Below are 11,957 nucleotides of genomic sequence, written 5' to 3' on the forward strand. Positions count from 1 at the left end.
GCGGTAGCTGATTGAACTTTTTGTTCGTCTTTTAAACTCCAAAAAGCTCTAATCATACTCGCGGGCTGGGACTACGAAATCCAGACTTTGTCTATCGATTTCTGTCCCACCGCCTTTTTAACTATGTTCAGTAATATATTTATAAGCTTCTTGACCTGCAATAGCGCCATCTCCAACAGCTGTTGTAACTTGTCGAAGGTCTTTTTGACGAACATCCCCAACTGCAAAGACCCCTGCAACGCTTGTTTTCATGTGGTCGTCTGTCACAATCCAACCTGCCTGGTCTCGAATCTGCAACTCTTGGACGAAGTCACTAACAGGGTCCAATCCAACATAGATGAAAACACCACCAAAGGCTTGTTCTGTCACTTGTCCTGTTTTAACATTTTCAATGGCAACCGACTCAACACGGTTTTCACCCTTGATTTCTTTGACAACCGAATCCCAAATGAAGTTGATTTTTTCATTGGAAAAAGCACGATCTTGTAAGACCTTTTGGGCACGTAGTTCATCTCGACGGTGAACGATGGTTACAGACTTAGCAAATCGTGTTAAGAAGATTGCTTCTTCAACTGCTGAGTCACCTCCACCTACGACCAACAAATCCTGGTCGCGGAAAAAGGCTCCATCACAAACTGCACAGTAAGAAACTCCACGACTATTGAGTTCTTCTTCTCCTGGAACCCCCAAGAGACGGTGTTTAGAACCAGTCGCTACGATAACTGTGCGAGTTTCATAAACTTGGTCGTCTGTTACGACTTTTTTGAATTCGCCATGATCCTCAACATTTTCAACGAAGCCATAGAGATGCTCAACACCTAGATTTTCAAGAGGTTCAAACATCTTTTCAGCTAATTCAGGACCACTGATATTAGCATAACCTGGATAGTTTTCAATGTCAGAAGTATTATTCATCTGACCACCAGGAAGTCCACCTTCAATCAAAGCAACTTTCAAATTGCTACGTGCTGCGTACAAGGCTGCAGTCATCCCAGCAGGCCCTGCACCGATAATAATCGTATCGTACATTCACTTTCCTTCTTTCTTGTTGTAACTATTTTTATTCTAACGGATTAAATCCCATTTTACAACTATTAAGCCTTGAGAACCAACAAAATGCTCATGGTTGCAAATGACAATACTGGAATTGTTAAAATTCCAATCATAATCATATCGTAGAGATGGGCTTGACGTGCTTTAGCAGTTTTGTCAACCCCAGACAGAGCTCTAAGTCCAATCCAGAGTCCTAAAATAATCAAGACCAGTAGAATTGTCAACACTAAACTCTCTAAATACAAAGCAAATAGCTGAACTAGCATGCTCTCTCTCTTTTCTATTAATTTTAAAGAGCAAACCCAGTTAGCCTAGCCAACCGAGTCTTTCTTATCTTCTATTATATCAAATATAGGTTCGTTTGTAACTAGCAAAGAATTCTTTTGTTCGTTCTTCTTTAGGATGATTGATAATCTCATCTGGTGTTCCAGACTCAATAATCTTTCCTTTATCCAAGAACAAAACCTTATCAGCTACTTGAGAAACAAAGGACATATCGTGACTGACTAAAATCATGGTTTGACCTGATTTAGCTGCATTAGCGATAGATCTTTCTACCTCACCAACCAATTCTGGATCAAGTGCTGAAGTAGGTTCATCCAAGAGCAAGATTGCTGGCTTCATGGCTAAAGCACGCGCCAAAGCTACCCGTTGTTTTTGTCCACCTGATAAGTGGCGAGGATAGTGCTGTTGACGATCTGAAAGACCAACCTTAGCCAACTCTTCTTTGGCAATCTTAGTTGCTTCTTGGTCGGAAAGTTTTTTAACAACTACCAAACCTTCCTTGACATTGTCTAAGGCTGTTCTACGCTCAAACAAATTGAACTGTTGGAACACCATGGACAACTTACGACGAAGAGTCAAGATTTCATCTTGAGTAATTTGAGAAAAGTCAACTTTGAAATCATCAATCTGAATACTTCCACTATCAGGAGTTTCCAGATAATTTAGGCTACGAAGAAAGGTTGACTTCCCCGCTCCTGAGGAACCAATCAAAGCTACTACTTCCCCTTTTTGAATATCTAAATTCAGATGATCCAAGACGGTTTGACCAGAAAAGGATTTGCTTAAATTTGAAATCTTAATCATTAGCGAAGGTCTCCTTTCACATCTGTTTTCGCATTATCTGGTGCTTCGATTGCCATTTTTTTCTCAATAAAGCGGCCAAGATTTTCAATAGCGATATTTACCACCCAGTATACAAGGGCAACTGAGATGAAACGTTCGAAGTAACGATAGTCGGCACCACCCAAAATCTGAGCTTGGGCGAAGACTTCTACAACACCCGCACTAAAGGCTAGGGAAGTCCCCTTAGTCAAACCGATTAGGGAGTTAATCAAGGTTGGAGTCGCTACTACCGCTGCATTTGGAATAATCACACGACGGTAAACTTGTGCACGTGTCATTCCAAGACTACGAGCGGCTTCAATCTCTCCAGGATTAACAGAAAGAATAGCTGCACGGATAGTTTCACTAGCGTAAGCTGCTTCGTTAAAAGCAAAAGCTACAATGGCAAAAGCTGCAGCTGGAATCGCATTGATATTAAAAGCAGTTCCCCATTGTTGATTCAACGCTTTTAATGCTAGAGGAATTCCATAGTAAGTCAACATCAACTGCACTAGGATTGGTGTCCCTTTTAAGAAACTAACAAAGAATGCTTGTAATGGATAAAGAATTCTAACGCGATTAATTTTTACAATAGCAAAAACCAAGGCCAATATTATACCAAAAAAAGCACCAAATACTGTCAACATCAATGTTGTTGGCAATTGTTGTACAATTCTTGGAATCCCATCAAAGACAGAACGAAAACTAAACAGTTTGCCGTCTGGAATATACTGCATCAAGTTTTGGTACCAATCTGATGCTAAAAGTGTTGTAACATTCATAGAAACATCCTCTCCTGATAATGAATCATTCTATCATACTTCTGCCTAGATTTAAAATATTTGCTACGAGCAGAAGAGACTTTGTCTACCTACTAGTTTATCATACTTTAAAAGTGTGAGGTTATATATTTTACCTATCAAGGAGATAGAAAAAAACTATTTCAAATCCAAGTTGTCGTAGGTTTTACGATAGCCAATTTGTTTAACAACACCATTCTCCACTAATATTGGACGTTTTAATAACATACCATCACTGGCCAAGAGTTTGGCTGCTTCTTTATTGGATAAAGTCCCAACCTTATCTTTTAAGCCCAGTTCACGGTATTTAATTCCACTGGTATTGAAAAATTGCTTCAACTCAAATCCAGAAGTTTCGAGCCAGTTTAAAATAACCTTTTCACTCGGAGTCTCTTCTACGATATGAACATCTTTATATTCTAGTCCAAGTTGATCTAACTCCTTTTTGGCTTTTTTACAAGTTGTACATTTTGGGTATTCGATAAATTCTAACATTTTCTTTTCTTTCTGTTCTTTATTCTCTTGAAATGCTGCACCTTCATGCTTTAAGAGCCAAGCCTTCTTGTCAATTCCTGAAGCATAGCCTGTTAGACGATTACCAGCACCTAGTACGCGATGACAAGGTACTAGGATTGACCAAGGATTACGTCCTACTGCTCCTCCGATTGCCTGAGCCGAAGCTATCTGCAAATCCTTAGCTATTTGTCCATAAGTAACAGTCTGACCAAAAGGAATTCCACGCAAGTAGTTCCAGACTCTTTTTTCAAAGTCACTACCAACAGGAGCCAAAGGTAACTGAGACAAATTTTGATTTTGTCCTTTAAAATAAGCATCTAAATAGCTAGTAATCTGATTTAAAATGGGATGACTTTTCACCTCAACTAGATTACACACCGACAAACCTCGCTCAAAATGGCTCTGTGCTTCAACCCATATTCCAAACAGATAGCGATCATCTGCTACCAAATATAAGATCCCGATCGGAGACTTGTACAGCATCTTTGCATACTGCTTAGGCATTTGATTTTAATTTTTGATAGGCCAAACGTTCCCCATCTACTGGAACTTTACCGACCTGTTTAAAGCCAAGTTTTTCAAAGATATGCTGCATGGCCTTGTTTTTAGCATGTGTATCTGAACGAAAATCTAGGTAATCAAAGCCTTCAATCAAGCCTTCCAAGAAGGTCTGGGCAACACCTTGTCCTTGGACATCTCTAGAAACCGCAATCCGGTGAAATACAAGGTATTCTGGTTCTCTTCCTTCCCAGCTTCCATCATAAATGGCTTCATAAGCTTTTTCTGGACTCTTGGTTACTGCTGCATAAGCTAAGAGCTCTCCTTCTTCCAGGGCTACATAAGCCTGACCTGAGATAATATCTTCGATAATCGTATCAGTATTTGGATAACCATTTTGCCACTGAGTGCTACCAGCTTCCGCCAAGCATTTTTTAGCTTCCTCAATCACTTGCATAATTGCATCTACTTCGTTTGGAAAGGCTAAACGAATTTCCATCTTATCTCCTCTTTTCTGACTAGTTTCTCTCATCATAGCATAATTTAAGGCTTTCTACAAGCAGTTAAAACTTGACTTTTGATTTCTATTATTTTATAATCTAGTTATTAAAACTAGATAAACAGGAGTTGGAAATGAAAACTACTTTTTCCTACCCAGAATGGGACGAAATTCCAAACATTGATCTCTATTTGGATCAGGTCCTACTTTATGTGAATAAAGTTTGTTCCCCTATTTCTCTTGCTAAAGAGAAAGGTTTAACTGCATCAATGGTGAACAACTATGTGAAGCATGGCTATATCAGTAAACCTGAAAAGAAAAAATACCAACGCAAACAAATTGCCCGATTGATTGCTATCACAACACTCAAGTCTGTTTTTTCAATCCAGGAAATTGCTCAAACCCTAAACACCCTACACACAGAGACTAACTCACAAGAACTTTACAATGCTTTTGTGGACTATATGAATGAAGACCTAGACCCAGCTAATCCAATCATTCAAGCAAGCTGTCAAACGGTCAAACTTTATCATCAAACACTAGCACTAGTCTATACAGAAAATGAAGAGGAGGAAAGAAATGAATACTAGTTTTAAACTTAGCAAGCGCCTTAGTTTTGGAGAAGAAATAGCAAACAGTGTCACCCATGCTGTAGGGGCACTTATCATGCTGATTTTGCTCCCTATCTCATCGACTTATAGTTATGAAGCTCATGGATTTTTATCGTCTGTCGGTGTGTCCATCTTCGTCATCAGTCTCTTTCTCATGTTTCTTTCATCGACTATTTATCATTCTATGGCTTATGGTTCCACTCATAAATACGTGCTTCGTATCATCGACCATTCCATGATTTATGTTGCGATTGCTGGCTCTTATACTCCTGTCGTTTTGACCTTGATGAATAACTGGTTTGGTTATCTGATTATCGCCATTCAGTGGGGAACAACTATTTTTGGTATTCTTTATAAAATATTTGCCAAAAAAGTCAATGAAAAATTTAGTCTGATACTCTACCTCATCATGGGTTGGCTAGTTGTGGCTATCCTACCAGCAATCATCAGTCAAACAAATCCAATCTTTTGGACTCTTATGGTATCAGGTGGGCTTTGCTATACAGTTGGTGCTGGTTTTTATGCTAAGAAGAAACCTTACTTCCACATGATCTGGCATCTCTTCATTCTGGCAGCTTCAGCTCTCCAATACATCGCCATTGTTTATTACATGTAAAAATAGGCCGGGAAAATCCCGACCTATTTTTATTTACACATATTGATAAAATATTGATGCAAGCGAAAATCATTTGTCAATTCCGGATGAAAGGAGGTTACCAGCATATTCTTTTCTTGTGCCGCTACGATTTGATTGTTCACAATCGCTAGAACATCAACACCCTTACCAACTTCACTAATAATAGGTCCACGGATAAAGGTCATGGGAATCTTGCCAACACCCTTGCAGTCTGCTTCTGTATAAAAGCTTCCTAGCTGACGTCCATAGGCATTGCGCTCCACTACTATGTCCATGGTAGCCAGATGAGTCTCTTCCTGAGAGGTAATCTGTTTCGCTAGCAAAATCAAACCAGCACAAGTCCCAAAGACTGGTAAACCATTGAGAATAGCCTCTCTTAGAGGAAGTAGCATCTGCTGGTCACGTAGGAGTTTTCCCATAGCTGTCGACTCACCTCCAGGTAAAATCAAACCTGACAGCTCACCTCGATGTTGCTGAAAGTCTTCTAGATTTCGCAGTTCAACACTTTCAACTCCTAGTTTGGCAAGGACTTTCTCATGCTCTACAAAGGCGCCTTGCAAGGCCAATATTCCAATTTTCATCTATTTTCCTCGCTCAGCCATGAGAATTTGGATTTCATTCTCATTGATACCAACCATAGCTTCTCCCAAGTCTTCAGAGATTTGAGCTAAAATTTGAGGATTTTGATAATTGGTAACTGCCTTGACAATTGCTGCTGCACGTTTAACAGGATCACCTGATTTGAAAATCCCTGAACCAACAAAGACACCTTCTGCACCTAGCTGCATCATAAGAGCAGCATCGGCAGGTGTTGCTACACCACCTGCTGCGAAGTTCACGACTGGTAGTTTTCCATGTTCGTGCACGTATTGAACTAATTCTACAGGTACTTGGAGTTCTTTTGCCGCGACATAGAGTTCATCTTCACGGAGATTTTGAATGCGACGAATTTCTTGATTCATCATACGCATATGGCGGACTGCCTGAACGATGTCTCCTGTTCCAGGTTCCCCTTTTGTACGAATCATCGATGCTCCTTCAGCGATACGACGCAAGGCTTCTCCTAGATCTTTAGCACCGCAAACAAAAGGAACTTGGAATTCTTTCTTATCCACATGGAAACGATCGTCAGCTGGAGATAGCACCTCACTCTCATCGATATAGTCAATCTCGATGGATTCTAAAATCTGTGCTTCAACAAAATGTCCAATTCGAACCTTGGCCATAACTGGAATGCTGACTGCGTCTTGGATTTCCTTGATCATCTTTGGATCGCTCATACGAGAGACACCACCAGCTGCACGAATATCAGCTGGGATTCGCTCCAAGGCCATAACAGCTGCCGCACCTGCAGCCTCTGCAATTCTTGCTTGCTCAGGATTTTGAACATCCATGATGACGCCACCTTTAAGCATCTGTGCCAAATTTTTATTTAATTCATAACGATTTTCAGTCATTTTCTCTTCCTCAATAGTTGTATTGGTAGCTACAATTTTATTTTAAGGTAGAAATGACTCAAGTACAAGATAAAAAAAATCGATTTGTCTGGGTACAATTATCTCAATCATCAAAAAAGTACCCATATAAGGTACTCTTATTTCTTAGATTTTTTAATGTTTTTAACAAGATAAAACAGATATCCTGAAACCATATAGGCAACAAAGATAGTAGCTGCCCATCTAAAGACAAAGCCCCAACCATGTTTGGTAGCATTCAAAAAGAAATAAGGGAAGGGACTATCCTTAGCGTTAGGGACATCCATCTTTAGAACAAAACCGTTTAAGATGGCAAAAATCATATAAAACAAAGGAAGGCTGGTCCAAAGCATGGGATCAAACCACTTATATTGACGACTCTTATCAAAAATAATTGTATCTGCTAAAAACCAGAGAGGTACGATATAATGACAAAGGAAATTTTCCAAACGGTAAAAATCTGTCGTCAAGGGAGCTAGCATGAAATGATAGATGACACAAGTAATCATGATACTCATAGTGACACCACCTTTGAGACGTAGAATAGCAGGACTTTGCCAACTATCGCCGCCACTACGCATCTTTAACAAAAGATAACCTGTAAAGATGACAACCAAAAGGTTGGAAAGGACTGTATAGTAAAGCAACATCCCTAAACCACCACGTTTGGTAATTTCCAGATAGACCCCTGTAAATGCTGCGAAAAACAAGAGAGTCCGACTGAAAAAAATAAATTTATTCCAAGTAGTCATGATTAAATCTTTTTAACAAATTCTGATTTCAATTTCATAGCACCAAAACCATCAATCTTACAATCGATGTTGTGGTCACCCTCAACAATACGGATGTTTTTCACACGAGTTCCTTGCTTAAGGTCTTTTGGAGCACCTTTTACCTTAAGGTCTTTGATCAAGGTTACTGTATCACCGTCAGCCAATTTATTTCCATTAGCGTCGATAGCAACAAGGCCTTCTTCAACCTCTACTTGCTCAGCAGGATTCCATTCATAAGCACACTCTGGGCAGACTAGCAAGGCTCCGTCTTCATAGACATATTCTGAATTACATTTTGGGCAATTTGGTAGATTGTTCATTTTATCTCCTTCTATTTTCATGATGGTTTGATTGTCAAATTTTCGTTAACAAAGACTATTATACCTTAAAATTAAAAATTTGACAAATTGCTAAAAAACCGACTCACCACTATCGTGGTCAATCGGTTAAAATTTCAAATTAAAAATGTTTGACTGCTTCTGATTTAATTTTTTCGACAACTTCTAAAATACTTAGTCCTGTCGTATCCAGATAGATTGCATCATCTGCCTGCTTAAGAGGAGAAGTTTCACGATGACTATCTTTATAATCACGCGCAGCAATCTCTTCTTTCAAAGTTTCCAAATCTGTTTCGATCCCCTTTGAAAGATTTTCCTTATAACGTCGTTCTGCACGCTCATCCACTGAAGCAACAAGAAAAATCTTCAATTCAGCCTTAGGCAAGACCACTGTACCAATATCTCGACCATCCATGACGATTCCGCCTTGTTGGGCAATTTCTTGCTGGAGGGCTACCAATTTTTCACGAATAGCTGGAATAGCTGCAAAAGCTGATACAGCATTAGTTACTTCATTTTCTCGGATTGGATTGGTAACATCAACGTCTCCAACAAAAACAAGCTGTTCTCCTGTTTCGGCACGACCAAAACTAATCGGGTATTGTTCCAATAATTCAAGAAGTCGAGATGACTCTTCTGGACTTACTTGGTTGTTTAAAGCAATGTAAGTCGCAGCACGATACATGGCACCTGTATCCAGATAAGTATAGCCAAAGTCCTTAGCGATAATCTTTGCTACTGTACTCTTACCACTTGAAGCTGGACCATCAATAGCGATCTGAATTGTTTTCATTCTAACTCCTATCTTGTCTTAAGGACATCACCAGGATTTGCAAACCAAGTTCCTGAAGACATATGACCAGGGTTCAAGGCTTCAAGCTGGGCAATAGAAATGCCTGCTCTAGCTGCAATAGCTGCCTCACCTTCACCTGCAAGGACAGTAATGGTTCCCTCAGCATTTGTGTGTTCCTCTGAACTACTTGAAGAAGTTGATTCTGCTTCAGAACTTGATGCTTCAACTGAACTACTTGATGATGTTGAAGAAACTTCCTCTACCTTAGGCGCAGAAGAATCATGGAAATCTTTCAAGGCTGCCGTACGATCACTTCCACCTGATGACAGGTAGATTAGAATGGCAATCATACCGACAACGATAACAAAGAAAATACAAGCCAAAATCGTTAAAATACGATTAGCTCCTACTCCTGATTCCTTATTTCCTCTGCTTCTGCGTTCCGAACGACTTTCCTCGATATCGTAAATATCTTCTTGCCATGGTTCCTTTTCCATACCTTACTCCTTGTTTTTTTTCTAATTTCTTATTACAATATAAATATGAAAATCACACTTATACCTGAACGATGCATTGCCTGTGGGCTATGCCAAACCTATTCTGATTTATTTGATTACCATGATAATGGTATTGTGCGTTTCTATGATGATCCTAATCTACTAGAGAGAGACGTCCCAGCTAGTGAAGAGCTACTGGAAGCTGTGAAACAGTGTCCCACTCGCGCGCTCATCAAAGATTAATTTGTCATCAGTGGTGATTCAATTTCCAAATCCCACTTCCTCTAGTTTAGCATATTTTTCCAGAAAATTATAGTCTTTTGAAGGACTTATTTTTAGTAAATCTTATCATGACTCACTCTGTTCTTTTATCAGATAGAGGGGTCTTTTTTTCGTTTCCATATAAATTTTACTGATATATTTTCCGAGAATCCCAATCGTCAATAATTGGACACCACCAAGAAATAGAATGACAGCCATCAGAGAAGTCCAACCAGAAGTTGGATTGCCCAGTACGAGAGTACGGACAACTACAAACAAGGTCATCACTAAAGCCAGAAAACACGACGAAAGACCAGCAACAAAAGCTAATATCAAAGGAAAATCTGAAAAATTCACAATCCCTTCAATAGAGTAGAAAAAGAGTTGTCTAAAACTCCAACTTGTCTTACCTGCCTGCCTTTCAACATTAGGATACTCTAGATAGTGAGTACGGAAACCAACCCAGGCAAAGAGGCCTTTGGAAAAGCGATTGTATTCTGTCAATTCTAACACTGCATCCACAACTGATCTTCTCATCATCCGAAAATCACGAACACCCGATGGAAGAGCTACTGGGCTAATTTTTTGCATAAAACGATAAAAAAGATCAGCGCAGAAACTACGTAAAAAGGGTTCACCCTCTCGACTAGTTCTCCGAGTTCCCACACAGTCCAAATACGGATTCTGATCTAGTAGTTCCTTCATCTCAAGTAAGAGGCTTGGTGGATCCTGAAGGTCTGCATCCATAACCACCACCAAATCTCCTGTTGCTTGTTGTAAACCTGCATATATGGCCGCTTCCTTCCCAAAATTACGCGAGAAAGAGATATAATGTACTGCAGAATTTTTCTCTCGATAAACCTTTAAAACATCCAAAGTCTTATCAGTCGAACCATCATCTACAAAAATGTATTCGATTTCTGTTCCCAAATCTGGGATCAGTGCTTCAAGAGTTTGATAAAAAAGAGGAAGTACTTCCTCTTCGTTTAAACATGGGACTATGATTGAAATCATCATCTTAGTCTTCAAATCCATTTGGATGCTTGCTTTGCCAACGCCATGCGTCTTCACACATTTCTGTAATACCAAGTTCTGCTTCCCAACCGAGCTCTGCCTTAGCTTTTGCTGGATCTGAGTAGCAAGCTGCAATATCACCTGGGCGACGTTCAACAATACGGTATGGAATAGGACGTCCGACTGCTTTTTCCATATTTTGGATAATTTCAAGAACTGAGTAGCCTTTTCCTGTACCAAGGTTGTAAATATTTAGACCTGAACCCTTTTGAAGTTTCTTAAGTGCTGCAACGTGTCCTTTGGCTAAGTCAACAACGTGGATATAGTCACGAACACCTGTTCCATCTTCAGTATCGTAGTCGTCTCCAAAGACCTGAACTTGTTCCAACTTACCAACTGCAACTTGTGTCACATATGGAAGAAGGTTATTTGGAATACCGTTTGGATTTTCACCCAAATCACCGCTCTTATGTGCACCGATTGGGTTGAAGTAACGAAGTAAAACAACGTTCCACTCTGAATCTGCTTTATAGATATCTGTCAAGATTTCTTCCAGCATTAGCTTGGTACGACCATATGGGTTTGTAGCTGAAAGTGGGAAATCTTCTAGGATTGGGACTGTATGAGGATCTCCATAAACAGTTGCTGATGAACTGAAGATGATATTCTTACAGTTTGTCTCTTCCATAACTTTCAAGAGACTGACAGTTCCAGCGATATTGTTATCATAGTAGGCAAGTGGGATACGTGTAGATTCCCCTACAGCCTTCAAACCAGCAAAATGAATCACACCTGTTGGTTCTTCATGTTTGAAAATATCACGAAGAGTTTCCGTATCACGAATATCTGCTTCGTAGAAAGGAATTTCTACCCCAGTGATTCTTTCGACTACTTCAAGACTTTTACGGCTACTATTTACCAAATTGTCCACGACAACTACTTGGTGTCCAGCTTGGACCAGTTCGATGACGGTGTGAGTTCCGATAAAACCTGCTCCACCTGTTACCAGAATTTTTTCTTGCATTTCATTTCCTCAATTCTTGGATTATTTTTTTCATTTTACCATTTTTGATAGGGAAAGTCAT

General features: G+C 39.7%; 17 protein-coding genes and 1 pseudogene. 3 read left to right on the forward strand and 15 right to left on the reverse strand.

What is annotated here, in order from left to right; translation table 11 throughout:
* Positions 1–117 precede the first annotated feature (117 nt).
* From trxB to HMPREF2795_RS01205, 7 genes and pseudogenes are all read right to left on the reverse strand, one after another.
* Complete coding sequence (gene trxB, locus HMPREF2795_RS01180) at positions 118–1,029, reverse strand: thioredoxin-disulfide reductase (RefSeq protein ID WP_075228016.1); 912 nt, start codon at positions 1,027–1,029, stop codon at positions 118–120.
* Between the two features lie 65 nt (positions 1,030–1,094).
* Positions 1,095–1,319, reverse strand: a complete 225-nt coding sequence (locus tag HMPREF2795_RS01185; RefSeq protein WP_075228017.1) for a DUF4059 family protein — start codon at positions 1,317–1,319, stop codon at positions 1,095–1,097.
* A gap of 79 nt (positions 1,320–1,398) precedes the next feature.
* A complete protein-coding gene (locus HMPREF2795_RS01190; protein WP_049502693.1) occupies positions 1,399–2,142 on the reverse strand; it encodes an amino acid ABC transporter ATP-binding protein in 744 nt (247 codons plus the stop codon).
* Positions 2,142–2,942, reverse strand: a complete 801-nt coding sequence (locus HMPREF2795_RS01195; RefSeq protein ID WP_075228018.1) for an amino acid ABC transporter permease — start codon at positions 2,940–2,942, stop codon at positions 2,142–2,144. Before HMPREF2795_RS01195 ends, HMPREF2795_RS01190 begins: the two co-directional genes overlap by 1 nt.
* 156 nt (positions 2,943–3,098) lie before the next feature.
* Positions 3,099–3,455, reverse strand: coding sequence for a Spx/MgsR family RNA polymerase-binding regulatory protein (locus HMPREF2795_RS10175; protein WP_083303335.1), 357 nt, complete (start codon positions 3,453–3,455; stop codon positions 3,099–3,101).
* Positions 3,456–3,470: 15 nt separating this feature from the next.
* A pseudogene (locus HMPREF2795_RS01200) lies at positions 3,471–3,980 on the reverse strand (methylated-DNA--[protein]-cysteine S-methyltransferase); the annotation flags it as partial.
* Complete coding sequence (locus HMPREF2795_RS01205) at positions 3,973–4,473, reverse strand: GNAT family N-acetyltransferase (RefSeq protein WP_075228019.1); 501 nt, start codon at positions 4,471–4,473, stop codon at positions 3,973–3,975. The pseudogene HMPREF2795_RS01200 and the gene HMPREF2795_RS01205, both read right to left, overlap by 8 nt.
* A 134-nt stretch (positions 4,474–4,607) precedes the next feature.
* On the opposite strand from HMPREF2795_RS01205, the gene HMPREF2795_RS01210 reads away from it, so the two are divergent.
* Together HMPREF2795_RS01210 and HMPREF2795_RS01215 are read left to right on the forward strand one after the other, a co-directional pair.
* A complete protein-coding gene (locus tag HMPREF2795_RS01210; RefSeq protein WP_075228020.1) occupies positions 4,608–5,063 on the forward strand; it encodes a DUF1836 domain-containing protein in 456 nt (151 codons plus the stop codon).
* A complete protein-coding gene (locus HMPREF2795_RS01215) occupies positions 5,053–5,700 on the forward strand; it encodes a PAQR family membrane homeostasis protein TrhA (RefSeq protein ID WP_061863265.1) in 648 nt (215 codons plus the stop codon). Before HMPREF2795_RS01210 ends, HMPREF2795_RS01215 begins: the two co-directional genes overlap by 11 nt.
* Before the next feature lie 29 nt (positions 5,701–5,729).
* Here HMPREF2795_RS01215 and pdxT read toward each other — a convergent pair whose 3' ends face one another.
* The 6 genes from pdxT to HMPREF2795_RS01245 form a co-directional block, all read right to left on the reverse strand.
* Entirely contained in the window at positions 5,730–6,302 is a 573-nt protein-coding gene (gene pdxT, locus HMPREF2795_RS01220) for a pyridoxal 5'-phosphate synthase glutaminase subunit PdxT (RefSeq protein ID WP_075228021.1), read from the reverse strand.
* Complete coding sequence (pdxS, locus tag HMPREF2795_RS01225) at positions 6,303–7,178, reverse strand: pyridoxal 5'-phosphate synthase lyase subunit PdxS (RefSeq protein ID WP_049508630.1); 876 nt, start codon at positions 7,176–7,178, stop codon at positions 6,303–6,305. It abuts the gene before it with no gap.
* A 137-nt stretch (positions 7,179–7,315) separates the two neighbouring features.
* Positions 7,316–7,948: a Pr6Pr family membrane protein gene (locus HMPREF2795_RS01230; RefSeq protein WP_049508632.1), complete on the reverse strand. Its 633-nt coding sequence runs from the start codon at positions 7,946–7,948 to the stop codon at positions 7,316–7,318.
* 2 nt (positions 7,949–7,950) lie between these two features.
* Entirely contained in the window at positions 7,951–8,289 is a 339-nt protein-coding gene (locus tag HMPREF2795_RS01235) for a zinc ribbon domain-containing protein YjdM (RefSeq protein ID WP_049548267.1), read from the reverse strand.
* A 139-nt stretch (positions 8,290–8,428) separates the two neighbouring features.
* On the reverse strand, positions 8,429–9,100 hold the full coding sequence (cmk, locus tag HMPREF2795_RS01240; protein ID WP_045762908.1) for a (d)CMP kinase: 672 nt from the start codon (positions 9,098–9,100) through the stop codon (positions 8,429–8,431).
* An 8-nt stretch (positions 9,101–9,108) separates the two neighbouring features.
* Positions 9,109–9,597, reverse strand: a complete 489-nt coding sequence (locus HMPREF2795_RS01245; RefSeq protein ID WP_000410178.1) for an SAG1386/EF1546 family surface-associated protein — start codon at positions 9,595–9,597, stop codon at positions 9,109–9,111.
* Positions 9,598–9,642: 45 nt separating this feature from the next.
* Between HMPREF2795_RS01245 and HMPREF2795_RS10180 the strand changes: the two genes are divergently transcribed.
* On the forward strand, positions 9,643–9,840 hold the full coding sequence (locus HMPREF2795_RS10180) for a ferredoxin (protein ID WP_083303333.1): 198 nt from the start codon (positions 9,643–9,645) through the stop codon (positions 9,838–9,840).
* A 105-nt stretch (positions 9,841–9,945) separates the two neighbouring features.
* Here HMPREF2795_RS10180 and HMPREF2795_RS01250 read toward each other — a convergent pair whose 3' ends face one another.
* Together HMPREF2795_RS01250 and galE are read right to left on the reverse strand one after the other, a co-directional pair.
* On the reverse strand, positions 9,946–10,893 hold the full coding sequence (locus HMPREF2795_RS01250; RefSeq protein ID WP_075228022.1) for a glycosyltransferase family 2 protein: 948 nt from the start codon (positions 10,891–10,893) through the stop codon (positions 9,946–9,948).
* Entirely contained in the window at positions 10,877–11,896 is a 1,020-nt protein-coding gene (gene galE / locus HMPREF2795_RS01255) for a UDP-glucose 4-epimerase GalE (RefSeq protein WP_075228023.1), read from the reverse strand. Before galE ends, HMPREF2795_RS01250 begins: the two co-directional genes overlap by 17 nt.
* Between the last annotated feature and the right edge of the window lie 61 nt (positions 11,897–11,957).

It is taken from the genome of Streptococcus sp. HMSC056C01 (assembly GCF_001811305.1).
Lineage (GTDB): Bacteria > Bacillota > Bacilli > Lactobacillales > Streptococcaceae > Streptococcus.